We start from the raw sequence: 25,154 nt of genomic DNA, 5'->3' as shown, positions 1-25,154 counted from the left end.
CGAAAACCCGATGGCGGACCACGGCGGCCGGCTGTTAATCTCCCGGAGGCCGTGCGAGAGAACGAGGAGGTGGTACCCGTGAACGCAGTTTCGACATGGGTGCTCCCCTCCGGGGTCACGGCCGGGCGATAGGTCGTCCGGGAGCGCCGATCACGCGCACTCCCGAAAGGCACGACCATGCACTTCACTTCCCGACAGCGCCTCGACGACGGCGTCCTCGAGCGGTCGTTCACCCTCGGCGGGATTCCCGGCACCCTGTGGACGCCCGACTCCGCCGAACCGGCTCCGCTGATCCTCATGGCCCACAACAACGGCCTGCCCAAGGGGGAACCCCGGCTGGTGGCCAGGGCCCGCTACTCCGCGGCGCGCGGCTACGCGGTGGCCTCCATCGACGCCGCCGGGTGCGGTGACCGGCCTCGTTCCGCCGCCGACGAGCAGGCCCGCGCCGAACTCCGGCGGGCGATGCAGGCCGGCGAGCCGGTCGACGACATCTTCGAGTGCTTCATCGGCCCTCTGGTCGAGAACGCGGCTCCGGAATGGCGTACCACCCTGGACGCCCTCCTCGCGCTGGCCGAGATCGGCGGTCCGGTCGGGTACTCGGGGTGGATGGCCCTCGGTGTCCGGCTGGCGGCGGTCGAGCCGCGCATCTCGGCCGCCGGTTTCTTCGCCGGGGGTTTCGTGCCCCGCGCCCAGCGTGAGGAGGCGCGTCAGGTCACCGTTCCGCTGCTGATGCTGCTGCAGTGGGACGACGAGGGGAACCCGCGGCAGCGGGCCCTGGACCTGTTCGACGCCTTCGGCAGCAAGGAGAAGACCCTGCACGCCAATCTGGGCGGGCACACCGGCACCCCGTGGTTCGAGGCGGAGGACGGGGACCGGTTCTTCGGCCGGCACCTGAAGTGAGACCGGGCCGGCGGGGGGCGCCGGCCGGTCGGGGCCAGGCCGCCGCCATCGAGGACAGGCACCTGCCCTCGATGGCGGCGGCTCCCTCGCGAGGCCGAAGCCGGCCGGCGGAAACCACACGCGCACGTCGGCAGCGCGCCGTGACCACCGAGGTGAGCCGGGCCCCGCCGGCAGGGGGCGCGGCGGAGGCCCTGCTCTTCGCGGACCCCTGACCGACCCCACCGGTCCTGTCCTAGTCGCCGGTTGTGCCGTCGAGCATCTCGCGCAGGATGTCCAGGTGGCCGTTGTGGCGGGCCGTCTCCTCGGTGAGGTGGAGCAGGATCCAGCGCAGATCGACGTGGAGGCCGTCGCGGACGGCTCCCCGGGCCTGCTTGCCCAGGTCGTTCCTGGCGACCAGTTCGCGGTGGAGGGCGCTCTGTTCGGCGTACTCGTCGAGCAACTGCGCAAGCGGGAAGTCGACGGCGATGCGCATCTCGCGGTCGGGGTCCTCCTCGGTCCAGGGGCCCCGGTCCTCCTCGCCGAGGAAGACCACCCGGAACCAGTGGTACTCGACCCAGCGGAGGTGGTTGATCACTCCGCTCATGGTCATGAGGGGTGAGCCCGGCAGGAGCGCCCTGCGGGCGTTCTCCGGTGAGACGCCTTCGCACTTGGCGCGTGCGGTGTCACGGGCGTAGTCGAGAAACGTGGTGAGCTGGGTGCGCTCGTCCCACGAGGGGGGTGTGTCATCGATTCTGGTCATCGCGCGAAGCGTCCCTGATCAGCGCGACCTTTGTCGAGGCATTTATCGCCGGGCCCGACCTGTCTCCCCCGACTCCTCGTCCGACGGGCCGATGCGGCGATCAGCGCGCGTGGACCACCCGCCCCGCGTCCCGAGGCCTCAGATGTCGGCCCAGACGAGCCGGCCGGACACGCTGCTGCGCGTGCCCCATCGCGCGGCGAGGGCGTCCACGAGCATCAGGCCCCGGCCGTCCTCGGGCACCGACGCGAGACTGAAGCCGTCGTCCGTGCCGTCCGGCCCGCCGAAGGGCACCGGACCGGGACCCTCCGCGCCCAGCGGGTTCTCCGCCGGGGTGCTGGACGGCCGGTTCCGTGGACCGGGCAGTTGCGGCATGTGCCGCCGGCCGCGGGTCCACACACAGATGCGTACCCGGCCGGGCGTCCGCAGGAGACGGCACCGGATCCGACGGCCCGCGGTGTGCTCCACAGCGTTCGTGACCAGCTCGGTCACGACCAGGGCAGCCGTCTCGACGCGTTCGTCGGGTTCTCCCCAGCCTCGCATGGCTTCCTGCACGCGGTGCCTCGCCACCGGGACGGCCCGGGGGATGCGGGGAATCCACCAGCTCTGTGCGCTCCGCCCGCCCGATCCCTCCGGGGCGGAACGCGCGCACGCAACTATTTCCGACATGTACGTACTCTCCGTGCAAAGTGCATACTTTGCAAGAGGCAGAATGTCAGGATGGTTCCGAATCGGCGCCGGGACCGCTGCGACCGCGCCCGTCCGAGCTTGCGAGAAGGGACATGGATGAGGCCCCGGTCCGGTCCCACCGTTGAACACCGTGTCCTGGCGGCGCGCCTGCGGATGCTCCGGGAACGAGCGGGCGTCAGCCTCCAGGCGGCTTCGGTGGCACTCGGTGCCCACCCCGCCACCGTCCGGCGCATCGAGCATGCCGAGACCGGGCTCGACGCCCATCAGGTGCGGGTCCTCCTGGAGCGTTACGCAGTGTCCGCCGAGGAGGCCGAGCCGATCATGGCGGGCATCGCGGCCGCGAACCTGCCCGGCTGGTGGCACGCGTGGCGGGACGCGATGGACCCGTGGCAGCAGGAGGTCATCGGCATCGAGTCCTCCGCCGCGCTCGTCCGGGCCTGGCACCCCGCTCTGGTCCCCGAACTCCTGCGCACCCCGGCCTACGAGGCGGCCCTGTGCCGCAGCCTGACCGCAGATCCGCCCCCACGGCGCGACCGGCACCTCGAACTGCTGGCGGAGCGGCAGCGCCGCATCGAGGCGCGCGGCGCGGCCCTCTGGGCCCTGTTCCCCGCCGCCGCCCTCCGTACGACGGTCGGCGGACCCTCCGTGATGGCCGGACAACGGGCGGTGCTGGAGGAGGCGGCCCACCGACGGCACCTCACGGTGCAGGTGGTGCCCCTCGACGCCCCGCCCCACCCGATGACCGGGGTGTCACCGCTGCACCTGCTGCGCGTTCCGGCCCCGGAGATCGGCGACCGCGCGGTCCTGGAGACCGCGGGGGCGCGGGTGGACATCATCGACGAACCGGCCGTCGTCATGCACTACCGCGTCCGGCTGGACAGCGCGTGCGCGGCTGCCCCGCACCCGGGTTCGCCGCTGCCGGAAGGCGGACCGGGTTCCGGAAACCCCTGAAGGCCGGGCCTGTTGGGGTTTCGATCGCCGTATGACGGTCACGCGCACAGTGCGGTACCCGAACAACAGGCGTGATCCCGGCGGAGACCGACGGACCGTTCCCAGCGAGAAGGAGTGAGAGAGATGGACAACTGGCGCACGCACGCGGCATGCCGCGAAGAGGACCCCGACCTGTTCTTCCCCATCGGCAGCACCGGGCCCGCACTCGTGCAGGCCGAGGAGGCCAAGGCCGTCTGCGGGAACTGCCCCGTGCGGGGACAGTGCCTGGAGTGGGCGCTGGAGAACGGACAGGACTCGGGTGTGTGGGGAGGCATGGACGAGAACGAGCGCCGTGCCCTGAAGCGCCGCCGCGCCCGTCAACAGACCAGGAGCCACGGGTGAAGCCTGCGCGCTCCGGCCGCCCGGCCGGGAGACGATGAGCCATGGACACCTCGGTCTGGCTCATCCTCGGCGCGCTCGTACTCCTGCTCATGGCAGGTGCCGCCCTCGTCCTGCTGGTACGGGTGATCCGGGCCAGAAGACTCCTCGTCGACGCCGGCATCCCCCTGCGGAACAAGGCGCTCGTCTGGGCGGCGGTGATCTACACCGTGTCGCCCGTGGACCTTCTGCCGGACCCCGTCTACCTCGACGACATCGGGTTCCTGCTGCTCGCCCTGCGCTCACTGCACGCCGCGGCCGGTGCGGTGCGGGGGCGGCCCGCCGTGACGGAGAAGGAGACCGGCGGCAACCTTTCGGCATCCGGGAGCAACTGAGGGGGCGTAAGCCATCCCCTGCCAGAAGGTGCCTCCCGTGGAGCCTCTGCTTCCCCACACCGCGTCCCGCCCCCGTCACGGACGCCGCGTCACCCGTACCCGCGCACTGGCCGGCGCCCTGGCGGCCGGGCTGCTCGCCGCCGGCGGGCTCGTAGCACTCGGCCCCGCCTCGCAGGCCGCCACAGCGCGGCAGGCCGAGGCGCTCGACCGCGGCGTCGTCAGCGTGCACACCGACAGCGGAAACCTGGTCAGCTGGCGCTGGCTGGGTACCGACCCCGACAACGTGTCGTTCAACGTCTACCGGGCGGGCACCAAGGTCAACGCCTCGCCGGTCACCGCCTCGACGAACTACTTCCACTCCGGCGCGCCCGCCACCGCCGACTACACGGTCCGCGCGGTCGTCGACGGCGTGGAGCAGAGCGACTCCGTGCACGCGATCCAGTTCCGCGCCGGATACAAGGACGTGCCCCTCAGCCCGCCCGCCGGCGGGACGACACCCGACGGGGTCGCCTACACCTACGAGGCGAACGACGCGTCCGTCGGTGACCTGGACGGCGACGGCGCCCTCGACTTCGTACTGAAGTGGCAGCCCACCAACGCCAAGGACAACTCCCAGTCCGGCTACACGGGCAACACCGTCATCGACGGGATCCGCCTCGACGGCACCCGGCTCTGGCGGATCGACCTCGGGCGCAACATCCGCTCGGGCGCGCACTACACCCAGTTCCAGGTGTACGACTACGACGGTGACGGCCAGGCCGAGGTGGCCATGAAGACCGCCGACGGCAGCGTCGACGGCGCCGGGAAGGTGATCGGCAGTTCCTCCGCCGACCACCGCAACACCTCCGGATACATCCTGTCCGGCCCCGAGTTCCTGACGATGTTCAACGGGAGAACCGGGGCGGCGATGGGCACCGTCGACTACGTCCCCGCGCGCGGCACGGTGTCCTCGTGGGGCGACTCCTACGGCAACCGGGTCGACCGCTTCCTCGCCGGCACGGCCTACCTGGACGGCGCCAGGCCGTCCCTGATCATGGCGCGCGGCTACTACACGCGCAGCGTCATCGCCGCCTGGGACTGGCGGGGCGGCGCCTTCACCCGGCGCTGGACCTTCGACACGAACAGCTCGACCAACTCCGGCAAGGGATACGACGGCCAGGGCAACCACCAGCTCTCCGTCGCCGACGCCGACGGTGACGGCAAGGACGAGATCATCTACGGCGCCATGGCCGTGGACGACAACGGCAGCGGACTGTGGACCACGAGGAACGGCCACGGCGACGCCATGCACGTCGGGGACCTCGACCCCTCCAGGGCGGGCCTGGAGGAGTTCAAGGTCGACGAGGACAGCTCCAAACCGTCCTCATGGATGGCGGACGCCAAGTCCGGCCAGATTCTGTGGTCCACCCCGGCGAGCGGGGACAACGGGCGCGGCGTGTCCGGTGACATCTGGTCCGGCAGCGCGGGAGCCGAGTCCTGGTCCTCCGCCGTCTCCGGCGTGCGCGGGCCGAAGGGCGACGTGGTCACCACCCGTAAGCCCTCCAGCTCCAACTTCCTGGCCTGGTGGGACGGCGACACGACCCGTGAACTCCTCGACGGCACCCACATCGACAAGTACGGCACCTCGGCCGACACCCGCCTGCTGACCGGGGCCTCCGTCCACTCCGGCAACGGCACCAAGGCCACGCCGGCGATCTCCGGCGACCTCTTCGGCGACTGGCGTGAGGAAGTCGTCTGGCCGACCACCAACAACACCGCGCTGCGGATCTACTCCACGCCGTACGAGACAGGTACGAAGATCACCACTCTGCTCCACGACACCATGTACCGGACCGCGCTGGCCTGGCAGAACACCGCGTACAACCAGCCGCCGCACCCCAGCTTCGCCATCGGCAGCGGGATGGCGACCGCGCCGCGGCCGGACGTCACCACGCCGTAGCCGCGGAAACCTCGGTCTCGCCACTCACAACCGGCGGCTACGGAAAGGTTCCCGTAGCCGCCGTTCCTGTGTGTGGATGTCCCTGGGGAGAAGCTGGGGAGGCTGAGGGCAAGGAGCGGGCCCATGGGGGCCGGGGGCGGAGACTTCGTACGGAGAGCCGGCTCACGGCGCCCACTCCGGGCGGTACTCCGGGTGATCGGCGTACACCTCGGCAAGGAACCTGAGCACGATCTCGGAAGCCGACGTGGCGACCGGTGCGGAGACACCGGCCGGATCCGCTTCGACCGCTGCCTGCGAAAGCTCCCGCCCGGCCACCACCCGCCGCGTCGCCCGGACCCACCGCAGGACACGCGCAGGGTCGTGCAGGGCGACGTGTACCGCACGCGCCGCGTCCTCGTCGGACCCGCCGGCCTCCGGGCCGGTGGTGATCAGAGGCAGGGCGTCCTCGTCCAGAGGGATGGAGTAGACGCCGGTCCCCAAGGCCTGCCAGCCCTCGCCCCTGCCGCCGGCGGCGACAGCGGCTGCCTCCTGCTCGTCGAGGCGGGCCAGGAGAAAAGCAGTCAGATCGGCGGTCACGTAGGGCTCCCGGGCTGGTCGGCGGGTTCCCGGTCGTGCGGGTAGTCCTGGTGCTCGAGGTAGGGCGCGGCGAGCAGCCGGAGCTGGTACTCGGCGTTCCGGCCGCCCGGTCCCGCTGTGCCCAGGTACGGCACCACGGTGTCCTCCAGCAGTGCGAGCCGGACTTCAGCGGTGGCCAGGGAGAACCGGGCATGCTTGGCGGCGTCCTCGGGCTGGACGCCGAAGCGGTCGGGCTGCGTGACCACCACGTTGCCGGCGAAGCGGGCCTTCTCCAGCTCCTCGCCGAAACGGGCTCGGAGGAAGGTCACCAGGGCGTCGGTCATGCGGGGTCCTCGGTCTGCGCCTTGCGGAGCCGATCGGCTCGTTCCTTGTAGCGGTCGTCGGGCCCGATGCCTGCCTCGCGGGCCATCTTCCGGACGTGCGCCCCGGTCCACCCCGACTTCTTCGCGACCTCGGTGGGCTTGTGGATTCCGGCCCGAAGGGCGGCAAGCACGAGTTCTTTGAGTGCGTCGCCGGACTTCTTGAGGCGGTCCGCGTCGCGGAGCCGGCGGCTTCCTGCTGCGCCGATGTCCTCCAGGGAGGGGGACTCGGTGCGCGGGGTCGGGTTCATGGCATCAATCTATCGGTAACGTCTTACGGTGATCGTGCCTCAGGCGACGGTGAGCGGGCGGGATGCTCTCCTGGTCTCGGCCGAGACTTCGCCCTTCGCCCCTGGCCGGATGCGCCGGCCCGGCAGCACACTCCGTACGACCAGCCGCCGCACCCCGGCCCGGCTTCGCCGTCGGCAGGGGGACGGCAACGGCGCCGCGGCCGACCCTCACCACGGCCCGCCGGTACGCGGCTCAGGGGCTCGCCGACAGCAGGGGCGGTTCGCCCCAGGACCGCGTGAGGATGTCGCGCAGCAGCCCGGCCTGCGGACCGACGCGCTCGGCCAGGACGGCCTCTATGCGGGCGAGCATGATCTGTGCCCGTTCGTGTGCCCGGGCACCTTCCGGGGTCGTGCGGACGATCCGCGACCGGGCGGACGACGGATCGGGCGTCTGCTCCAGCAGGCCCAGGCCGATCAGGCTGTGCACCGCCTGGTGCGTCGTCTGACGGGTGACGCCCATCCGCCGCGCCAGCTCGGAGATCGACGTCCCGTCCGGATCGAGCGTCGCGAAGACCGCGGCCTGCGCGGCGGTCACGGGCTGCTCACCGGCGGCCGTCATCCCGGCCAGCAGGGCGTCGTCGAACCAGCGTTTGGCCTCGCTGAGGAGCTGGGGCATGTTCGGTGCGGCGTCTGCGGTCATGGTTCCTCGATGGGCGGGGGGGGCTTCGAGCATAACGACCGGCAGCGCCCCACCGGCACCCCCGCGCGCCCGTGATCAGCGCGTACGCGCGCGGGTGAACTCCACCGAGCGTTCGAAACACTCGGTGACCCGCTCGTCGGGAACACCCAGCCACAGGTGCTGGGCCCCCTCGATGAGGCGCAGTTCCATGGGCGCCCCCGCCTCCCGCAGCGCGTCGGCCAGCCGGACGCTCTGCCGCGTGGGGACGGCGGTGTCGGCCGTCCCGTGCAGGAGGAGGAAGGGAGGGGCCTGCGCGGTGACATGGGCCACCGGGCTCGCCGCCCTCGCCCGCTCCGGGTCGGCGCCGGCCGCCGCCCCGAGGAGGCGCGCCTCATAGGTGGCCGGGTCGTGGGCGTCGTAACCGCCCCCGTGGTCCTCGGCGAGGGCGACCAGATCGCTCGGGACGTACCAGCACACGCAGCCGCGGACCGGGCCGGCGCCCTCGGCCGGTGCCGCGAGAGCGGCGTGGGCCGCCAGGTGCGCGCCCGCCGACTCCCCCCACAGGACGGTGCGGGACGCGTCCACGCCGAGTTCGTCCGCGCGGGTGCGCAGCCACCCCAGAGCGGCGGTGACGTCGTCCCGTTGCGCGGGGAAGTGGGCTTCGCCGCTGAGCCGGTAGTCCAGACACGCGACGGCGAAACCGGCCTGGACGAGACGGGCGAACGGCCCCGGCTGCCAGGAGCGGAAGCGGGGCCCCAGGTTGTCCCGCAGACCGGTGCGCCAGCCGCCTCCGTGCACGAACACGATCAGGGGAACGGGGGCACCTGCGTCCTCCGGCAGCCATACGTCCAGCTCCAGCGCCCTGCTCCCCTCCAGCAACTGGTAGACCGCTCCGCGCAGCAGCCTCACGCCGGGAGCGGGGCGCGAGGGGGACGGCAGCGGAAGCGTGGCCGGGTCCGGCGGGGCGGGAGGCACGAAGGGTGAGGAGGGGGGATCGGAGGGCAGCGGCATGGGCCTGACTTTCGTGAACTTTCGTGGGGAGCGGGCGTTCCTCGGGACGGGAGCGGGCAGCGGACGGCTGGTCAGTCCTGGGTGCACCATTGCTGGCCGGGCATGAAGCGGACGTCGAACTGCTCCGGCACCGTGCCGAACTTCTGCGGCTCGGGGACGTACGGCTCGCGCGGCAGGGTCAGCTCCTCGGTCGGCGTTCCCAGGTTCTCGAAGAAGCGCTCGAAGGTGCCGCCCGGCCCCGCGGCCACCCCGATGATCTGGCTGTGATGGCGCTCGATGCGGTAGGCGTGCGGGCAGTTCTTGGGCACGAAACCGAAGTCGCCGGTGGTCAGCAGCTTCTCGTACTGCTCACCCTCCTGGTCCTCGACGAAGAGCCGGGCCGCGCCGCTGCCGATGTAGAAGACCTCGTAGGTGTCCGTGTGCATGTGCGCGGGGATGATGTCGCCCTTCACCCCCTCGACGGTGAAGAAGTTGAAGGCGTTCTCGGTCTGCTCGCCACCGGCGTAGACGGTCACGAGGTCACCGAAGAGGTGGGCCCGGTCGCCCATGCCCTTCTCGATGAAATACGGCTTGCCCGGCTCCGGGGGGATGTGGGAGCGGGTGCGGTACTGGGTGGCGTACTCCATGGTCATGGCGAACCTCCGGGATCGGCTCCGACTGAACCGTCAGGCTACCTGACGATTCAGGCGGAGTGAAGAGCGGACGCCCCGGGTGGCGGGCGGACCAGCCCCGCTCTACTCGCCGGTCACGGGGTCGCGTCCGGTGAGGCAGTAGACCCCGCCCGCCGGGTCCCGCATCACCGTCCAGCCGTCGCCGTCCCGCACGAACTCGGCGCCCAGCCCTTCGTGCAGCGCCCTGTCGGCCACCAGGTCCGAGCAGGCGAGATCCAGGTGCGCCGAGGCGCGGCGGGGCTCCACCAGACGCTGGACGAGCAGGTGGACGGGCAGGTCCTCGGGAGGGCGGAGCACATGGAACTCCCGGTGGTCGCCCGGGCGCGCGTCCCAGCCGGTCAGCGCCGCCCAGAACGCGACCTCCGCGTCGAACGCTGCCGGTGACACGTCGAGGCAGAGCTGGTCCAGCCTGCTCGTGGCGCCGCCGGGACCGGTGAGGACCGGCGGCCGCGCCCGCTGCCCCCGCCAGGGCACGACGCAGAAGGGCTGGCCGCCGGGGGAGCGCAGGACGGTCAGCTCCGGGTGCCGGGCCTCCTCCAGGGCGCCCAGCCGAAGGGCCTGTGCGGTGAAGGCGGCCATGTCGTCCACCGCCAGATCGGGATGGGCCCCGCCCTCACCTCCCACCGCCTGCACCGCGAGGCAGGCGTCGGCTCCGTCCGGGAGCAGGGTGGTGAACTCGCCCCGCTCTCCCCACGGCGTGGAGACCTGGGTGCCGGTGACCGCGCTCCAGAAGGCGGCGGCGCGGCCGGCGGCCGCTGCGGGCCGGTCGATGAAGGCGTACGTCCAGCGGATCACGGTGCTCCTCTGCTGTGGCTCGGTGCCTGTGACGGCGGTCTCCATCGTGTCAAAGCGTGGTTCCGGGGTCCCGTTCATCACTCGTTCACCGGTCGGATCCGTCCGCGGCATTCCCTGGCGCGCCGCGGGCACCTACGCTCGGCCGCGAATCGATCAACGCTGCGGCGCCGTGGTCCGAACGGTGCTGACAACGTTGTCCCCCTCTGTCGGAGGTATCCGAGAACATGCCCTCCAGACCGTCCCCGGCCCGGCGTCTCGCCGCACGGGCCGCCGCGATCGCCCTCACCGGCGCGCTCGCCGGCGCCGTCATGCCGCCGGCCGCCGAGGCCGACGCGCTGGTCGCGCGCCCCACCGCCTACGTGGACCCGATGATCGGCACGGCGAACGGCGGCAACACCTATCCCGGCGCGGTCCGCCCGTACGGCATGATCGCCTGGTCCCCGACCAGCACCACGGGCGACCAGACGAGCACCGGGGCGGCCAACGGTTACGAGTACGGGGTCACCCGGATGCGCGGGCTGAGCCTCACCCATGTCAACGGGGCCGGCTGCAACCCCGGCGCCGCGGGCGACGTGCCGATCATGCCGTTCGTCGGCGACGTCACCTCCTCGCCCTCCGCCGACACGAAGGACGCCGTCTACGCGTCCGGCTTCTCGCACGACGACGAGCGCGCCGTGCCCGGCCGTTACACCGTCGGGCTGGACTCCGGCGCCACCGCGGACCTGGCCGTCAGCGAACGTGCCGGAGTGGCCGACTTCAGCTTCCCGGCGGGCAAGCCCGCCAATCTGCTCTTCCGGGTGTCCAACTCCCTGAACGGCAGCGAGGACGCCGAGATCGAGATCGACACCGCCCACCGCAAGGTGACCGGTTCGGTGCTCACCGGGGCGTTCTGCGGCAGGCGCGCCAACGGCGGTACCAACAACCGCAAGAGCTACTACCGGCTCTACTTCAGCGCCTCCTTCGACCGCGCCTTCTCCACCACGGGCACCTGGCGGGACGGAACCCTCGCGCCGGGCGCCACCAGCGGGAGCGGTGGCGAGGGATACGCCACCGGGGCCGACCGTGCCGGGCGTGGTTCCGGCGGCTGGGTCGGTTTCGACACCGCGGCCGACGACGACGTCCGCATGCGGATCGGGATCTCCTACGTCAGCCAGGCCGGCGCCGAGGCCAACCTCCGCCAGGAGATCACCCCGAGGGCGAGCGTCGACGACGTGGCCCGGGCGGGATCCGCCGCCTGGGACCGCGAGCTCGCCTCCGCGCGCATCGGCGGCGGCAGCGACGCCCAGCGCACCGCGTTCTACACGGCGCTGTACCACTCGCTGATGCAGCCGAACCTGATCAGCGACAGGGACGGCCGCTACCCGGGCATGGACGGCAAGCCGCACCGCGTGACGCACGGTCAGAAGGCCCAGTACAGCAACTTCTCCGGCTGGGACCAGTACCGCGCCCAGATCCAGCTCCTCGCCCTCCTCAAACCGAGGATCGCGGGCGACTTCGCGCAGTCGCTCTACAACTTCGCCCGGCAGGACGGCGGCGTCTGGGACCGCTGGGTGCACGTCAACGGCGCCACACACGTGATGACCGGCGATCCCACGGCCGCCACCCTCGCCACGTTCTACGCGATGGGCGTACGCAACTTCGACTACGAGGGCGCCTTCGAATCCCTGGCGCGGCAGGCCACGGTGCCCCACCCGGACGGCCTCTCCGACGCGGGATGTCCCGGCCAGTGCACCGGCCAGCGGCCCAATCTCGCCCAGTACCTGGAGTCCCACTACGCAGCCCAGGACGTCTGCCACTGCTGGGGCGGTGCCGCCGAGACGCTGGAGGACGCGGTCGCCGACGCGGCACTCGGCCGGTGGGCCCGGCTGCTCGGGCGCGACGAGGAGGCCGACGCCTTCGACGAGCGCGGCCTCTGGTGGCGCAACGTCTTCAACCCCGAGGCCGGCGACGGCGCCGGGACCACCGGCTACATCCAGGCACGCAACCTCGACGGCTCCTGGGTGACCCCCTTCAGCCCGGGCAGCGACCGGGGCTTCGCACAGGGCACGAGTGCCACGTACACCTGGATGGTCCCGCAGGACGTGCAGGGGCTGGCCGAGGCCATGGGCGGCCGGGACGTGGCGGCCGGGCGGCTGGACGGCTTCTTCCACAAGCCGGACGGCTCCTGGTCGGTCAAGGGCGGCGACGCGCTGCGCTACGACCCGACCAACGAGCCGGGTATCCACGCCCCTTGGCTCTACAACGCGCTGGGGCAGCCGTGGAAGACCCAGGAGACCGTACGGGAGATCGTGAACACCGTCTACGGGACCGGCCCGCGAGGCCTGCCCGGCAACGACGACCTCGGCACCATGTCGGCCTGGTACGTCTTCTCGGCCCTCGGCCTCTACCCGCAGACGCCCGGCAGCGCCACCATGCTGCTGGGAGCGCCGCTGTTCCCGGCCGCGGTGCTGGACCGGCCGCAGGGCGGTGACATCCGGATCAGCGCCCCTGAGGCCGATGCGACACATCCGTACATCGACGCGGTGAAGGTCGACGGACGGACGGCCGACAGGTCGTGGACGGACGCCCGGCTGGTCACCCGTGGGGGGTCGTTGACCTACCGGCTCGCCGACCGGCCGAACACGTCCTGGGCCACCGGACCTGCGGGTCTTCCGCGGTAACGCACCAACCGGCCCCGGCCCGGAGCCCGGTGGGCGGCGCGACGCCGCCCACCGGGCTCCGCCTGCCCGGCGTGGAGGGCGGGAGGGGTCTCAATTTTCTATCGTTGAAAATTCTGCGTGCACGACCGTTGTCAGCTGTTTGAGGCTGTGGCTCAATGTTCGACTATGTGCAGTGCTCCGCGGTTCGGGGCACTCCGGCTTCTTCGACGAGGACGACGCCTTGATACGACAACTAGCCCGCCCCCGCACGCTTTTCAGATCACTCGCCTGTACGGCGGCGCTGCTGCTCCCGCTCGGGGCCACCCTGGTCCCGGCCGCCTCCGCGGCTCCCGCGGCCGACGCAGCCACCGCCTCGGCGTTCTCCAAGGAGGACCCCTCCACCGAGGTGCACGGTCTCAAGGGCGAGTACTTCGCCATGTCCGCCCCGGGCGCCCGCGACTTCGCGAAGCTCGGCGCGACCGCGCTCGACCCGGACATCAACTTCCCCGGGCTGACCGGTGCCTTCGAGTCGGCCACGGGGCAGACCGAGCACACCACCGCCCGCTGGACGGGACAGATCGAGGCCCCGGAGACGGGTGACTACACCTTCTCCGCCATCGGTGACAACGGCTTCCGGCTCTTCATCGACGACAAGGCGGTCATCGACCACTGGGAGCCGGACTGGGACAAGGAGCAGACCAGCGCTCCGGTCGCGCTGAAGGCCGGAGAGGCGCACACGTTCCGGCTGGAGATGTTCCAGGACACCGGCGGGGCGAACATGTTCCTGCGCTGGTCGAGCGCGAAGCTCGCCAAGCAGATCGTGCCCGAGTCGGCCTTCACCCCGCCGTCCGACTTCGAGGTCTACCCGGTCGGGCTGACCGTCGCGGAGAACGGCCTCGAGGTGCAGGCGACCTTCGACCACGAGGTCAGCGGCGTCAAGGACGTCAAGGACCACCTCACCATCGAGGCGGACACGACGCCGATGCCGGTGAAGTCGGTCGCCAAGGCGTCGAACAACCGCAAGGCGCTCGTCGTCACCCTGGGCGCCGCAGTCCAGAAGGGCCAGCAGCTCAAGGTCGTCTACGACGGCGAGGGCGGCCTGAAGAACGGCGACGAGACCGTGCCGGAGATCAGCCGCAGGGCGAAGAACCTCTCCACGCACCGGCTCACCACGCCGTGGGGCGACAAGGTCGACCCCAAGAACCCGATGCCCGAGTACCCCCGCCCGCAGCAGGTGCGCGACGACTGGAAGAACCTCAACGGGCAGTGGGAGTTCGCCGGAGCCACCGCGGGTGAGAAGCCGGTCTTCGGCAAGAAGCTCGACGAGCGCATCACCGTGCCCTACCCGGTCGAGTCACAGCTCTCCGGACTCGAGCGCCACGAAGACCACATGTTCTACCGCAAGCTCGTCACCGTGCCCAAGAGCTGGTCGGTCGGCAAGCGGGGCGACGACGACCGCCTGAAGCTCAACTTCGGCGCCGTCGACTACCAGGCGCGGGTCTGGGTCAACGGCAAGCAGGTCGCCGAGCACACCGGCGGATACACCGCCTTCAGCGCCGACATCACCGACGCCGTCAAGGGTGGCGGCCCCCAGGAGATCGTCGTCGCGGTCACCGACACCACCGGAGCCGACCAGCCCACGGGCAAGCAGTCCTCGAACCCCAGCGGCATCTTCTACACGGCCTCCTCCGGTATCTGGCAGACCGTCTGGATGGAGCCCGTCGCCCCGGCCGCCGTCGACTCCCTGACGACCACGCCGGACATCGACAAGGGCCGGCTCGCCCTGACGGTCAACTCCGAGGACGCCTCGGAGTCCGCCCGTGTCACCGCCGTCGCCCGCGACAAGAAGGGCAAGGTCGTCGGCACGGTCACCGGCCGTGCCAACAGCGAGCTCAGCCTGCCGGTCGCGAAGCAGCACCTGTGGACCCCGGACGACCCGTACCTGTACGACCTCGAGGTCACCCTCAAGGACGGCCGCTCCAAGGACACCGTCGACAGCTACTTCGGCATGCGCTCCTTCGGCGTCGCGAAGGTTGGCGGCTACCAGAAGCTGGTGCTCAACGGGAAGCCGTTCTTCTCCCTCGCCCAGCTGGACCAGGGCTTCTACCCCGACGGTCTGAACACGGCGCCCAGCGACGACGCCCTCGTCTTCGACCTGAAGGCGCAGAAGGACCTCGGCTTCAACTCCGTCCGCAAGCACATCAAGGTCGAGCCCGCCCGCTGGTACTACCACGCCGACCAGCTCGGTCTCCTGGTGTGGCAGGACTTCGTCTCCGGCAACCTCACCGGCGAGAAGGGCCAGAAGGCCTTCCTCGACCAGGGCGCCGAGATGATGGAGCAGCTGCACAACTACCCCTCGATCGGTGCGTGGATCGTCTTCAACGAGGGCTGGGGTGAGTGGGACCGCACCGAGACCGGCAAGATCACCGAGAAGGTCCAGGCCGCCGACCCCTCGCGCGTCGTCAGCGCCCACAGCGGTGTCAACTGCTGCAACTCCAAGGGCGACTCCGGCAAGGGCGACATCATCGACCACCACGACTACAACAACACCGACCCGGCCTTCCCCGACGAGACCCGTGCGGCGATGGACGGTGAGCACGGCGGCTTCACCCTGCGGATCCCCGGCCACATGTGGCCCGGTGCCCCCACCGCGATCTACAGCGGAGTCGCGGACAAGGACGCCCTGACCGCCAAGTACGTCGACAACACCCGTACGTACTACCTGGAGGCGGCCGGCGCCGAACTCTCCGGCTCCATCTACACCCAGGTGACCGACCTGGAGAACGAGCTCAACGGCCTCTGGACGTACGACCGCCGGGAGATCAAGGTCGACGCCGCCAAGGTGCGGAAGATCAACCAGGAGGTCATCGCCGCCGGCGCGGCAGCGGGCGAGCGGGACGAGGTCAAGGGCGGCGGCGCCTGGTCCCTCGACGAGAACACGGGCACCAAGGCCGCCGACAGCGGCCCGAACCACAAGGACCTCACCCTCTCCGAGGGGGCATCCTGGGCACCGGGAGTGCAGGGCTCGGCGCTCAAGTTCAACGGCGAAGGCCAGTACGCGCAGACCGACGGCCCGGTCGTCGACACCACCGGTGACTACACCGTGTCGGCCTGGGCGTCGCTCGACGCGCTTCCGGGCAACTACGGCACCGTCGTCAGCCAGGACGGCCGGCGCCAGGAGAACCCGTTCTACCTCCAGTACGGGCAGGGCGGGTTCGCCTTCTCCACCCCGGGCGCCCACCGCGCCCGGCTGGAGATCAAGCCCGAGCTCGGCCAGTGGTACCACCTGGTCGGCGTACGCAGCGGTGACGAGATCAAGCTGTACGTCGACGGCAAGCTCGCGTCCACCGCGGCGGCCGGCAGCGCCGACGTCAGCAGCGGCGCGCTGTCCGTGGGCCGCGCCAAGTGGTCCGGCGGCAACACCGACTTCTGGAACGGCTCCGTCGACCAGGTGAAGGTGTACGACAAGGCGCTCACCGACCAGGAGGTGACCGCGCTCCACGACGGCGAACAGCCGTAAGGGGCACCCCGCGAGACCGCTCCCGGCAACGCGCGCACGCGCCGCGCTGCCGGGAGCTCCGCGCTGCCACCCGGTCCCGCCGCTCAACCTGTCGGCGCGGCGCGCGCTTCGGTCGTCACACCGGTGAGACCGCGGCTCCGGTGCTCTCCCGGGGCACCACCCGGTGCGGGACCACGATCCTGCGGCCGGCCAGTGCCTCGAACCTCCCCAGGACACGCTCGGTCAGGCACTGCACCGCGCGTTCGGCGATCTGCTCCCGGTCCGGGGCGATCGTGGTGAGGGAGGGGGCGGCGAACCGGCCGTCCTCGATGTCGTCGAACCCCATGAGCGCCAGGTCCTCCGGCACCCGCACGCCCTGTTCGGCCGCCACGCGCAGTGCCCCGAGGGCCAGTTCGTCGCTGAAGCAGAAGACGGCGTCGACGGAACCGGGCGCCTCCAGCAGCTCCCGCAGAGCCCGCGCCCCTTCGGCCCGGTGCAGGTCGGCCACCTCCACCTCGGCCACCGGAGTCAGACCGGCCTCCCGCAGCCCTTGCCGGAAGCCCTCGGCACGCAGCTCGGCCGTCCCGTGGCCCAGCCCCGACTGCAGTCCGATCGCCGCGATGCGGCGACGGCCCAGCGAGACGAGATGACGAGCGGCATCCCGCGCCGCCCCCACGTTGTCCAGGGCCACATGGTCGATGGACCCGTCCGGCTCCAGCTCGCCCAGGACGACCAGCGGCAGGCCACCGGCGAGTGACGCCAGACCGGCCGGAGACGTGGACCACGGGCTGATGATCATCCCGTCGACCTGGTGGCCCTCGGACCCGTCCAGGAGACGCCGCTCCAGATCGGCCCGCCCTCCCGTCCGCTCCAGGAGCACCGTCCACCCGCGCTCCTGCGCCGCGTCGATGAGAAGGCCCGTCAGCGCGCCGAAGTACGGGGAGTGGATCTCGGGCACGACGACCCCGATGAGGCCCGTACGCCCCTGCCGGAGATTGCGGGCGGCGAGGTTGGGGCGGTACCCCAGCTCCTCCACGGCGGCCATGACCCGGGCGCGCGTCGCCGGGGCGACGGCCGCGGCGTTGCTCACGACGTTGGAGACGGTCCTGACGGACACGCCGGCGAGTGCGGCGACGTCCTTGAGTCTCGCTGCCACAGCCGGTGCGCTCCCGTCCCTCTGCCCGCGGGGCGGTCGGCGGACCGTGCCCTCTGCGCTGTGCACCGTAACAGGCCCGCCGCCCGACATCGTGTGCTCCCTCTTGCCACGTTGTCTGCAACGTTGCAATATGGGCGCGTCGACAGGCCGCAGGAGAGCGAGACCGCGCCTGCGCCGGCCTGTTGTGCCCGCTTCCCGCCGTTGAAGGGACCACTGCCATGCCCGAGACCTCCCTCGCCCCGAACCTCGACTCGGCCGTCCAGGATCTGTACACGGCCGGGATCACCGCGTGCCGGGGTGCCTTCACCCCGGAGTGGGCCGACGCGATGCGGGACGACATCGAGAAGGCCTTCGCCGAGGCGCGCGGGCGCGAGGGCGGGGCGGTCGGCCGGGGACCGCACCGCTTCTACGTGGAGATACACCCCGAGCAGCTGCGGGGTTTCGTGGACCTCGTCGACCATCCGTGGGTGCGTGGGGTGGCCGAGGCCGTCCTGGGGGCCGACTACCGCATCGTCGAGCTGGGCTTCGACGTCCCGCTGGCCGGAGCGGTGAACCAGCCCTGGCACCGGGACTTCCCCATGCCGGAGGCCACCCGGCACCGGCGCCGGCTGACGTCTCTCGCCTTCAACCTCACCGCCGTGGACACGCGCGAGGACATGGGGCCGTTCGAGATCGCTCCGGGCACCCAGTGGGACGACGACCCGCGCTTCGGCCACGGCATGTTCCCGCCCCGCGGCTCCTACCCGCGCTACGCCTCCCTCGCCGAGCGCAAGTACCCGAGGCGTGGGGACGTCTCGGCCCGTTCCGCCCTGACGATCCACCGGGGGACGGCCAACCACTCACCCGACGCCCGGCCCGTCCTGGTGCTCGGCATCGACGCACCGGGGGCCGGCAACGACGCGCAGCACGACATGGCGGTGACCAGGGAATACTGGGCGTCGCTGCCCGGGCGGGTCCGCGCCCACCTGCACTGCCCGGTCGTGGAGGAGCTGACCCCCATCGTGCAGAAGCACACGATCGAGGGCCTGGTCATGGGCGACGCGTGACACCACCGGGCCCGGCGGCCGCCCGCCGGGCCCGACGGCTCACCTCAGGGCGCCCAGGGAGCGTCCACCGCCCACGTCGTGTCCTCGGTGAAGGTCGCCGCGTTGTCCCAGGCGTGACCGCCGCCCGGAGTGGCCAGCCACACCTCCGAGCCGATGTGGCGCAGATAGCTGCCGGGCAGATTGGCGCTCGACAGCCGTACGCCGCCCTGACCCGCCACCGCGCACCAGGTGGCGTCGGCCTTGAAGAGGGCCGAGCCGTCGCTCGCGTCGCGGCGGACCCGGAAGTCCCGGTGGCGAAGGTACTCGCCGGGGTAGTTTCGGGACTCGAACGAATAGCAGTTGCTGTTCGCCAGGCCGGTGACGACCTTCCACGTGGCGTCGTTCTTCAGCAGCGCGTTGCTGCCGCTGTCGACGACGGCCGTGTAGGCGAGCTCCTCGGAATGGCGCAGGTACTTGTTCGTGTGCCCCGGAGTGGTGACCCTGAGCGACCTGTTCCCGGTGGGCAGGGTGACCGGCGGCGGGGGAGTCTTCGACGCCTGGATCAGGGCCTGGTTGGCGGCCTTCACCCGGGCGGTGTCCACCTTGACCACCTGGCGGTCGTAGGTGAGCAGCCCGTTCGCCTCGTTCTCGACGTCCGTGATCTCCGTGTAGACCGAAGCGGACAGCCCGGCGGGCAGCTGGCCGACGCGGATGGCGTCGAGGAGGCCCACGAAGCGGTTGTCGAGGGCGGAGAGGCTCGCCTGGTCCTCGTAGCTGAATCCGCCGCCCGGATACCACTCGTGGCCCGGCACCTTGTAGCCCAGTCCGCCGAACTCGCCGAGGACAGCGGCCCGGGTCGCGGTCGGGGCGGTGTTCCCGGGGCCGACGTAGATGTGGTTGTCGATCACGTCGCCGTTGCCGCCGTCCACCGAACCGCAGCAGTTGACCCCGCTCATGTTGTTGACGAGCCGCGACGGGTCGTACGCCTTCACCTCGTCGGCGATCCTGGCCTGGTCGTACTGCCCCCAGCCCTCGTTCTGGTTCACCCACATGACCACCGAGGGCGAGCTGCGGTGCTGGTCGATCACCGCGTGGTACTCGGCCTCCCACTGGGTCCGTGCCGCGGCGTCGGGGGTCTTCCCGGTGTCCATCGCGGGCATGTCCTGCCAGACGAGGAGCCCCAGCTTGTCCGCCCAGTAGAACCAGCGCTGGGGTTCGACCTTGATGTGCTTGCGGACCATGTTGAAGCCGAGGTCCTTGTGCGCCTGGAGATCGGACTTCAGAGCGGCGTCGGTGGGCGCCGTGTAGATGCCGTCGGGCCAGTAGCCCTGGTCGAGCGTCCCGGTCTGGAAGACGAACTTCCCGTTGAGGACCGGGCGCAGGATGTTGTCGACCTTCGCGATGCCGACGGACCGCATGCCCGCGTAACTGCCCACCGTGTCCACCACGGCCGCCCCGTCGAGTAGTTCGGCGCGTACGTCGTAGAGGAACGGGTCGTCCGGACTCCACAGCCGGGGGCTGGGCACCGGTACGGAGATGTCCGCGCCGGGGGCGCCCGTCGCCGTACCCACGACCGTGCCACCGCTGGAGACGGTGACCCTCGCGCTCCGGCCGGCCGCTGCCGCCGCCTGCACCTTCACCCGCAGGGTGCTGTTCCCGAGGTTCGGGGTCATGTCCAGGCGGGTGACGTGCGACGCGGCGACGGGCTCCAGCCAGACCGTCTGCCAGATCCCCGAGGCCGCGGTGTAGAAGATCCCGCCGCCCGGATGCGGGTTCACGTCGTTGATCCGCTGCTTGCCGACGGCCTGGCCACCGGTCTGCGTCGGGTCGTACACGGAGACCACGACGGTGTTCGTACCGCCGTTGAGCTGGGGAGTGATGTCGTACGAGAACGAGTCGAAGCCGCCCTTGTGGGCGCCGACCTGCGTGCCGTTGACCCAGACGGTGCTCTGCCAGTCGGAGGCGCCGAAGTTGAGCACGGTGCGGCGGCCGTTCCAGTCCGACGGCACGGTGAAGGTGCGCTTGTACCAGAGCTTGTCGTTCTCGGTGATCTTGCGCTTGATGCCGGAGAGCGAGGACTCCGCGACGAACGGGACCCTGATCTGCTCGGAGAACGCCGCAGGCTGCCCGGCGTCGCGGCCGGTCACCGCGAAGTCCCAGATGCCGTTGAGATTGGCCCAGTCGGGGCGGGTCAGCTGCGGGCGCGGATACTCGGGGAGCGGATTGTCGACGGACACCTGACCGGTCCAGGGCGTCGTCATCGGCGCCGGCTTCGGCGACCAGGCCGTGGGCGCGGCGGCGGCCGGGCCGGTGCCGGCCCCGACGAGTGCGGTGGCGAGCAGTGCCAGCAGGCCGCTGCCGGCGGTCAACCGTCTCCATAAGGTACTGCGGCGCGGTGCGGGTGCGGATCGCATTCCAGGTGCTCCTTCATGAGGAGGAGCCCCGCGCCGGCCGGCGCGGGGGTGGCACGTCGGCGGACCGCCTCTCAGAGCAGCTGCCAGAGATGGTCCGCGGTCCCGTTGTCGTCGTACTGGACGACGTGGGCGCTGTCGGCGGTGGACATGCCGTCCACGCCCAGCACCTTGTCCGAGTTGCGGTTGCGGATGCGGTACCAGCCGTCCCCGTCCGGCACGAGCTGCCACAGGTGGTCCGCCGTGTCGTTGTCGTCGTACTGGACGACGTGGGCGCTGTTCGCCGTGGACATGAGGTCCACGCCGAGCACCTTGCCCGAGTGCTGGTTGCGGATGCGGTACCAGCCGTCGCCGTTGGCCACGAGCCGCCACAGGTGGTCGGCGGTCCCGGTGTCGGCGAACTGCACGACGTGGGCGCTGTTCGCCGTGGACATGAGGTCCACGCCCAGCACCTTGCCGGAGTTCCGGTTGGCCACCCGGTACCACCGGTCCGCGAGCCACGGGCTCGCGCCCGGGTCCGCCGTCGGGAAGGACGTGATCCGCAGCCGCGCCGCGCCCATCGGGACGAGCGTGACCTCCTCGACCGGCTCGGTGCTGCGTGCCGGACTCGGCTGGAGCGGCCGCACCACGTGCTCGTCGTCGGCGCTCCACTCGGGGATGCGGCGGGCGCGGGCGGTCATGGAGAGCGGGGTGCCCTCCAGTGTGAAGGGGTTGTCGCCGGGGGAGCGTCGGCGCAGCGCGGGGAGCCGCGCGCCGTCCAGGACGAGGCCGTAGTTCCAGGGAGTGGTGGCGTGGACCGCGTACTCCGGGAACTGCTCGGTGCCCCCGATGCGTTCGTACGACTCCCCGATGCGCAGGGAGTAGGTGAGGGGGCCGTGGTCCACGCTGACCGAGCCGTGGTTGTCCGCCCAGGTGCGCACGGTGGTCCGCTGCGGCAGGCGCAGGGTGACCTGGTCGCCGTCGGACCAGGTCCGCTCGATCCGGGTGAAGGCGGGGCCGGCCGGTGCGGTGACGCGCTGCCCGTTGACCCTGATGTCGGGCTCGTCGCACCAGGCGGGGACGCGCAGGACCAGGGGGAAGCGCAGCGTCTTCGGGGATGCGAGGGAGAGCGTGACCGTGTCCGTGAACGGGTAGCCGGTCTCCTCGGTGAAGGTGACCTCCGTGCCGTCCGCGACCTTCGCGGTGACCGCGCAGGGCGCGTACATCGCCGCGGCGAGACCGCCGTCCGGGGTGGCGAGCCAGAGCTCCTCGACGAAGTAGGGCCATCCCATGCCGTAGTTGTGCGGGCAGCAGCGGTACTGGTCGACGCCCGGCAGGTAGGCCTGCATGGCGAAGCCGTTCTGGAACTGCCGGTCCCGCTTGGGCACGTTGTCCAGGTCGACGCTGTTGGCGCTGGTGACGTAGTGGATCGCCTTCCCCGACGGGTCCAGCGAGGCGGGCAGCGAGTTGAAGGCCAGCTCCTCGCAGCGGTCCGCCCAGAGCGGGTCGCCCGTGATCCGGGTGAGGAGCTGGTGGCTCGCCATGAACTCGACGATTCCGCAGGTCTCGAAGCCCTGCCGGGGGTCCCCGTGACCGGGCCGGGCGTTCTCGTCCCCGGCGAATCCGCCGCCGGGGAACTGCCCGTAGGCGTCCATGGCCTTGGCGTACGTCCCGTACGTGTCCCGCGTGTCCTGCGGTGAGCCGCTGCGCAGGGCGTACTGGGCGGGCTCGCGGAAGCCCTGCGCGATGTTGACGTTGTGCGGGTTGACCAGGTTGTCGCCCCAGTCGGCGCCGTAACGGTGGATCTTGTCGGCGAGGTCGAGCAGGAAGGCGTCGCCGGTGCGGTTGAACAGCCAGTAGACGCTGTCGAGACCGTCGCCCCAGCGCAGGGCGATCCAGCTGGTGTCGAAGGCACCGGGGCCCTGCGCGTTCATGTAGCGGAAGAACCTGCTGAGGAACGGGATGATCCGGTTGTCCCCGTCGTACTCGTGCCAGGAGCGCAGCGCCTGGAGCAAGGGCAGGAACGGCCAGAAGTCGGGGCCGCCGTTCAGCGAGGTGCGCAGGGCCTTCGGGCCGAAGAAGCCGTCGGACTGCTGGGTCGTGAGGATCGCGTCGATCCACCGGCGCGCGGCGGCCAGCGCCTTCGCGTCCCCCGTGACGATCGCCAGATCCGTGTACCCGCGCAGCCAGTAGGGGACCTCCTCCCAGCCGCCCCGGTCGGGGCGGACCCAGCCGGAGTTCTCGAAGTCGAGGAAGTGCGAGAACTCCTCGTAGCGCCCGCAGAGGCCGTCCAGCTGGAGGCGGAGCTGGCCGACGAGCCAGCCCCCGGCGGTGACACGCCCCGGCGGCAGCTTCAGGAAGGCGGTCGGGTGCAGCGGTGCGGCGTTGGGGGAGTAGTGACCCCCTCGTGCGGCGGGCCTCACGCCCTCGGCGGCGGTCGCCGTGGTGGCCCAGCGGCCGACGGCCGTGGTGGCGGCGACGCTGGCCAGCGCACCGGTCATGAGGTGTCTGCGGTTCAAGGGCATCGTGTGGGGACTCCGCTTCTGCTCTGCCGGACAGGGGGTGGGGGACCGGCCCGGGCAGGCCGGCGCATGGCGAAGGTGGGCGTCGCGTCCGCAGCTGACGGGACGACACCTCATGTGCAACGTTGGAAAACTGATGTCGGCGGTATGACAGCACGCGGTCAAGCCGCTGTCCAGAGGTGGCGCAGCACCTGGTGCGGTACCTGGCACGGAAACGGCCCGGCGATCCGCGGGGGCGAGCGCGCACCCTGGGGCGACACATTTTGGAAACGCATCGACAACTCTCTTGCCGCCTGCGGCGCCTCGCCTATATAACGTTGTAAACCGAGCCGCCGAGAGGCCGCACAAGCCCTCACGACCACAGTTTCCGCAGCTCGGAACGGGTTGTGAGGGATGCAGCGTCATCCGCCACCGAGCGGCTGACGCATCGTCCCGCCATGCCCGACCGCACGCCGAACGGTGTGCCGTCACCTCGCCAAGGAGCGTCCCGCGCATGATGATCCAGCGTCGATCCCGTACCCTCGCCGCGGCCTGCCTGATCGCCGCCACCGCCACGCTGGCCGTTTCCGGCTGCTCCAAGTCGGAGACCTCGGACAGCGCGGGCGGTGACAGCAGCCAGGGAGCACAGGCGGCCAAGTCCCCCGAGGCCGCATCAGGCCCCGGCTGCTCGCTGAAGAGCTACGGCGCACCCAAGATCGACCTCAAGAACGCTGTGGTCGGCTTCTCCCAGTCGGAGAAGGAGGCCAACCCGTTCCGTATCGCCGAGACCCAGTCGATCAAGGACGAGGCGGCGAAGATCGGCGTCAAGAAGCTGCTCACCACCAACGCGCAGTCGCAGCTGTCCAAGCAGATCAGCGACATCCAGGACATGCTCTCCCAGGGCGCCCAGTTCCTCATCATCGCGCCGCTGAACTCCGACGGTCTGGAGCCGGCGCTCAAGGCCGCCGCGGCGAAGAAGGTGCCCGTCCTCACCATCGACCGCAAGGTCAACTCCACGGCCTGCAAGGACTATGTGGCTTTCCTCGGCTCCGACTTCGTCGAGCAGGGCAAGCGGGCCGCCGACGCGATGATCAAGGCGACGGACGGCAAGGGCAAGGTGGCGATCCTGCTCGGCGCCTCCGGCAACAACGTGACCACGGACCGGACCAAGGGCTTCGTCGACCAGATCAAGGCCGAGGCGCCCGGTATCGAGATCGTCGCCCAGCAGACCGGCGAGTTCGCCCGTGACAAGGGCCAGCAGGTCATGGAGCAGCTCATCCAGTCCAAGCCCGACATCACCGCCGTGTACGCGGAGAACGACGAGATGGGCCTCGGCGCCGTCACGGCGCTGAAGGCCGCCGGCAAGAAGCCCGGCAAGGACGTCAAGATCGTCTCGGTCGACGGCACCCGCAACGCGGTGCAGGCCCTCGTCAACGGCGAGTACAACGCCGTCATCGAGTCCAACCCCCGCTTCGGCCCGCTGGCCTTCGCGACCGCCCAGAAGTTCTACGGCGGCGAGGAGATCCCCGAGAACGTCATCATCACCGACCGCGCCTACGACGAGACCAACGCCAAGGAATCGCTGGGCGGGGCGTTCTGATCCGCTCCTGAACGCATCGGGCCCCCGGCCGCCGTGGCGCTCGCACCGGGCCACG

21 protein-coding genes are annotated in these 25,154 nt (G+C 71.0%); 9 read left to right on the top strand and 12 right to left on the bottom strand.

The genetic code is table 11. From position 1 onward, the window contains the following. Positions 1 to 177: 177 nt before the first annotated feature. Positions 178 to 900: a dienelactone hydrolase family protein gene (locus ACIP63_RS16170; RefSeq protein ID WP_401515970.1), complete on the top strand. Its 723-nt coding sequence runs from the start codon at positions 178 to 180 to the stop codon at positions 898 to 900. 232 nt (positions 901 to 1,132) lie between these two features. Here the strand turns inward: ACIP63_RS16170 and ACIP63_RS16165 are convergent, their stop codons facing one another. Beyond that, positions 1,133 to 1,639, bottom strand: a complete 507-nt coding sequence (locus tag ACIP63_RS16165; RefSeq protein ID WP_401515967.1) for a DinB family protein — start codon at positions 1,637 to 1,639, stop codon at positions 1,133 to 1,135. Positions 1,640 to 1,777: 138 nt separating this feature from the next. After that, a complete protein-coding gene (locus tag ACIP63_RS16160) occupies positions 1,778 to 2,179 on the bottom strand; it encodes an ATP-binding protein (protein ID WP_401515964.1) in 402 nt (133 codons plus the stop codon). Between the two features lie 243 nt (positions 2,180 to 2,422). Here ACIP63_RS16160 and ACIP63_RS16155 point away from each other — a divergent pair, with 243 nt between their 5' ends. The 4 genes from ACIP63_RS16155 to ACIP63_RS16140 all read left to right on the top strand — a co-directional run bounded on the left by ACIP63_RS16155 (position 2,423) and on the right by ACIP63_RS16140 (position 5,968). Continuing rightward, positions 2,423 to 3,277, top strand: a complete 855-nt coding sequence (locus tag ACIP63_RS16155; RefSeq protein ID WP_401515962.1) for a helix-turn-helix domain-containing protein — start codon at positions 2,423 to 2,425, stop codon at positions 3,275 to 3,277. A 123-nt stretch (positions 3,278 to 3,400) separates the two neighbouring features. Next, complete coding sequence (locus ACIP63_RS16150) at positions 3,401 to 3,658, top strand: WhiB family transcriptional regulator (RefSeq protein ID WP_401515959.1); 258 nt, start codon at positions 3,401 to 3,403, stop codon at positions 3,656 to 3,658. A 41-nt stretch (positions 3,659 to 3,699) separates the two neighbouring features. Continuing rightward, on the top strand, positions 3,700 to 4,029 hold the full coding sequence (locus ACIP63_RS16145; protein ID WP_401515956.1) for a YkvA family protein: 330 nt from the start codon (positions 3,700 to 3,702) through the stop codon (positions 4,027 to 4,029). Between the two features lie 37 nt (positions 4,030 to 4,066). After that, the gene (locus ACIP63_RS16140) at positions 4,067 to 5,968 is read left to right on the top strand and encodes a rhamnogalacturonan lyase (protein ID WP_401515954.1); all 1,902 of its coding nucleotides are present in this window, start codon (positions 4,067 to 4,069) and stop codon (positions 5,966 to 5,968) included. A 162-nt stretch (positions 5,969 to 6,130) separates the two neighbouring features. Here the strand turns inward: ACIP63_RS16140 and ACIP63_RS16135 are convergent, their stop codons facing one another. From ACIP63_RS16135 to ACIP63_RS16105, 7 genes are all read right to left on the bottom strand, one after another. Continuing rightward, on the bottom strand, positions 6,131 to 6,544 hold the full coding sequence (locus ACIP63_RS16135; protein ID WP_401515951.1) for a DUF6221 family protein: 414 nt from the start codon (positions 6,542 to 6,544) through the stop codon (positions 6,131 to 6,133). Then, positions 6,541 to 6,867, bottom strand: a complete 327-nt coding sequence (locus tag ACIP63_RS16130; protein ID WP_401515948.1) for a DUF6221 family protein — start codon at positions 6,865 to 6,867, stop codon at positions 6,541 to 6,543. Before ACIP63_RS16130 ends, ACIP63_RS16135 begins: the two co-directional genes overlap by 4 nt. Then, positions 6,864 to 7,154, bottom strand: a complete 291-nt coding sequence (locus ACIP63_RS16125; protein WP_401515945.1) for a hypothetical protein — start codon at positions 7,152 to 7,154, stop codon at positions 6,864 to 6,866. Before ACIP63_RS16125 ends, ACIP63_RS16130 begins: the two co-directional genes overlap by 4 nt. Positions 7,155 to 7,386: 232 nt before the next feature. Beyond that, positions 7,387 to 7,833, bottom strand: a complete 447-nt coding sequence (locus ACIP63_RS16120; RefSeq protein WP_401515942.1) for a MarR family winged helix-turn-helix transcriptional regulator — start codon at positions 7,831 to 7,833, stop codon at positions 7,387 to 7,389. 75 nt (positions 7,834 to 7,908) lie between these two features. Then, positions 7,909 to 8,823, bottom strand: coding sequence for an alpha/beta hydrolase fold domain-containing protein (locus ACIP63_RS16115; protein ID WP_401515939.1), 915 nt, complete (start codon positions 8,821 to 8,823; stop codon positions 7,909 to 7,911). A 71-nt stretch (positions 8,824 to 8,894) separates the two neighbouring features. Next, positions 8,895 to 9,455: a quercetin 2,3-dioxygenase gene (locus tag ACIP63_RS16110; protein WP_401515936.1), complete on the bottom strand. Its 561-nt coding sequence runs from the start codon at positions 9,453 to 9,455 to the stop codon at positions 8,895 to 8,897. 102 nt (positions 9,456 to 9,557) lie between these two features. Continuing rightward, entirely contained in the window at positions 9,558 to 10,334 is a 777-nt protein-coding gene (locus ACIP63_RS16105) for a VOC family protein (protein ID WP_401515933.1), read from the bottom strand. 179 nt (positions 10,335 to 10,513) lie between these two features. Here ACIP63_RS16105 and ACIP63_RS16100 point away from each other — a divergent pair, with 179 nt between their 5' ends. Both ACIP63_RS16100 and ACIP63_RS16095 read left to right on the top strand, forming a co-directional pair. Beyond that, positions 10,514 to 12,949: a GH92 family glycosyl hydrolase gene (locus ACIP63_RS16100; RefSeq protein WP_401515930.1), complete on the top strand. Its 2,436-nt coding sequence runs from the start codon at positions 10,514 to 10,516 to the stop codon at positions 12,947 to 12,949. 172 nt (positions 12,950 to 13,121) lie between these two features. Beyond that, complete coding sequence (locus tag ACIP63_RS16095; RefSeq protein WP_401515927.1) at positions 13,122 to 16,448, top strand: LamG-like jellyroll fold domain-containing protein; 3,327 nt, start codon at positions 13,122 to 13,124, stop codon at positions 16,446 to 16,448. 115 nt (positions 16,449 to 16,563) lie between these two features. On the opposite strand, the gene ACIP63_RS16090 is transcribed toward ACIP63_RS16095, so the two are convergent. Further along, complete coding sequence (locus tag ACIP63_RS16090) at positions 16,564 to 17,583, bottom strand: LacI family DNA-binding transcriptional regulator (protein WP_401515925.1); 1,020 nt, start codon at positions 17,581 to 17,583, stop codon at positions 16,564 to 16,566. 218 nt (positions 17,584 to 17,801) lie between these two features. Here ACIP63_RS16090 and ACIP63_RS16085 point away from each other — a divergent pair, with 218 nt between their 5' ends. Continuing rightward, the gene (locus ACIP63_RS16085) at positions 17,802 to 18,629 is read left to right on the top strand and encodes a phytanoyl-CoA dioxygenase family protein (RefSeq protein WP_401515922.1); all 828 of its coding nucleotides are present in this window, start codon (positions 17,802 to 17,804) and stop codon (positions 18,627 to 18,629) included. A gap of 44 nt (positions 18,630 to 18,673) precedes the next feature. On the opposite strand, the gene ACIP63_RS16080 is transcribed toward ACIP63_RS16085, so the two are convergent. Next, positions 18,674 to 21,022: an AbfB domain-containing protein gene (locus ACIP63_RS16080; protein ID WP_401515919.1), complete on the bottom strand. Its 2,349-nt coding sequence runs from the start codon at positions 21,020 to 21,022 to the stop codon at positions 18,674 to 18,676. A 71-nt stretch (positions 21,023 to 21,093) separates the two neighbouring features. Continuing rightward, a complete protein-coding gene (locus tag ACIP63_RS16075; RefSeq protein ID WP_401515917.1) occupies positions 21,094 to 23,523 on the bottom strand; it encodes an RICIN domain-containing protein in 2,430 nt (809 codons plus the stop codon). Between the two features lie 490 nt (positions 23,524 to 24,013). On the opposite strand from ACIP63_RS16075, the gene ACIP63_RS16070 reads away from it, so the two are divergent. Further along, positions 24,014 to 25,099 (top strand): ABC transporter substrate-binding protein, encoded by a 1,086-nt coding sequence (locus tag ACIP63_RS16070; RefSeq protein ID WP_401515914.1) that lies wholly within the window; start codon positions 24,014 to 24,016, stop codon positions 25,097 to 25,099. The last annotated feature ends 55 nt before the right edge of the window (positions 25,100 to 25,154 follow it).

The sequence above is a fragment of the Streptomyces sp. NPDC088746 genome, assembly GCF_044751065.1.
Taxonomy (GTDB): domain Bacteria; phylum Actinomycetota; class Actinomycetes; order Streptomycetales; family Streptomycetaceae; genus Streptomyces.
This window is presented reverse-complemented; position numbering and strand designations above follow the sequence as displayed.

Bases quoted from the DNA above. Each gene is read 5' to 3' on its own strand.
- ACIP63_RS16170 (WP_401515970.1), top strand. From the start codon at position 178: ATGCACTTCACTTCCCGACAGCGCCTCGACGACGGCGTCCTCGAGCGG.
- ACIP63_RS16165 (WP_401515967.1), bottom strand. From the start codon at position 1,639: ATGACCAGAATCGATGACACACCCCCCTCGTGGGACGAGCGCACCCAG.
- ACIP63_RS16160 (WP_401515964.1), bottom strand. From the start codon at position 2,179: ATGCGAGGCTGGGGAGAACCCGACGAACGCGTCGAGACGGCTGCCCTG.
- ACIP63_RS16155 (WP_401515962.1), top strand. From the start codon at position 2,423: ATGAGGCCCCGGTCCGGTCCCACCGTTGAACACCGTGTCCTGGCGGCG.
- ACIP63_RS16150 (WP_401515959.1), top strand. From the start codon at position 3,401: ATGGACAACTGGCGCACGCACGCGGCATGCCGCGAAGAGGACCCCGAC.
- ACIP63_RS16145 (WP_401515956.1), top strand. From the start codon at position 3,700: ATGGACACCTCGGTCTGGCTCATCCTCGGCGCGCTCGTACTCCTGCTC.
- ACIP63_RS16130 (WP_401515948.1), bottom strand. From the start codon at position 6,867: ATGACCGACGCCCTGGTGACCTTCCTCCGAGCCCGTTTCGGCGAGGAG.
- ACIP63_RS16125 (WP_401515945.1), bottom strand. From the start codon at position 7,154: ATGAACCCGACCCCGCGCACCGAGTCCCCCTCCCTGGAGGACATCGGC.
- ACIP63_RS16120 (WP_401515942.1), bottom strand. From the start codon at position 7,833: ATGACCGCAGACGCCGCACCGAACATGCCCCAGCTCCTCAGCGAGGCC.
- ACIP63_RS16115 (WP_401515939.1), bottom strand. From the start codon at position 8,823: ATGCCGCTGCCCTCCGATCCCCCCTCCTCACCCTTCGTGCCTCCCGCC.
- ACIP63_RS16110 (WP_401515936.1), bottom strand. From the start codon at position 9,455: ATGACCATGGAGTACGCCACCCAGTACCGCACCCGCTCCCACATCCCC.
- ACIP63_RS16105 (WP_401515933.1), bottom strand. From the start codon at position 10,334: ATGGAGACCGCCGTCACAGGCACCGAGCCACAGCAGAGGAGCACCGTG.
- ACIP63_RS16100 (WP_401515930.1), top strand. From the start codon at position 10,514: ATGCCCTCCAGACCGTCCCCGGCCCGGCGTCTCGCCGCACGGGCCGCC.
- ACIP63_RS16085 (WP_401515922.1), top strand. From the start codon at position 17,802: ATGCCCGAGACCTCCCTCGCCCCGAACCTCGACTCGGCCGTCCAGGAT.
- ACIP63_RS16080 (WP_401515919.1), bottom strand. From the start codon at position 21,022: ATGCGATCCGCACCCGCACCGCGCCGCAGTACCTTATGGAGACGGTTG.
- ACIP63_RS16075 (WP_401515917.1), bottom strand. From the start codon at position 23,523: ATGCCCTTGAACCGCAGACACCTCATGACCGGTGCGCTGGCCAGCGTC.
- ACIP63_RS16070 (WP_401515914.1), top strand. From the start codon at position 24,014: ATGATGATCCAGCGTCGATCCCGTACCCTCGCCGCGGCCTGCCTGATC.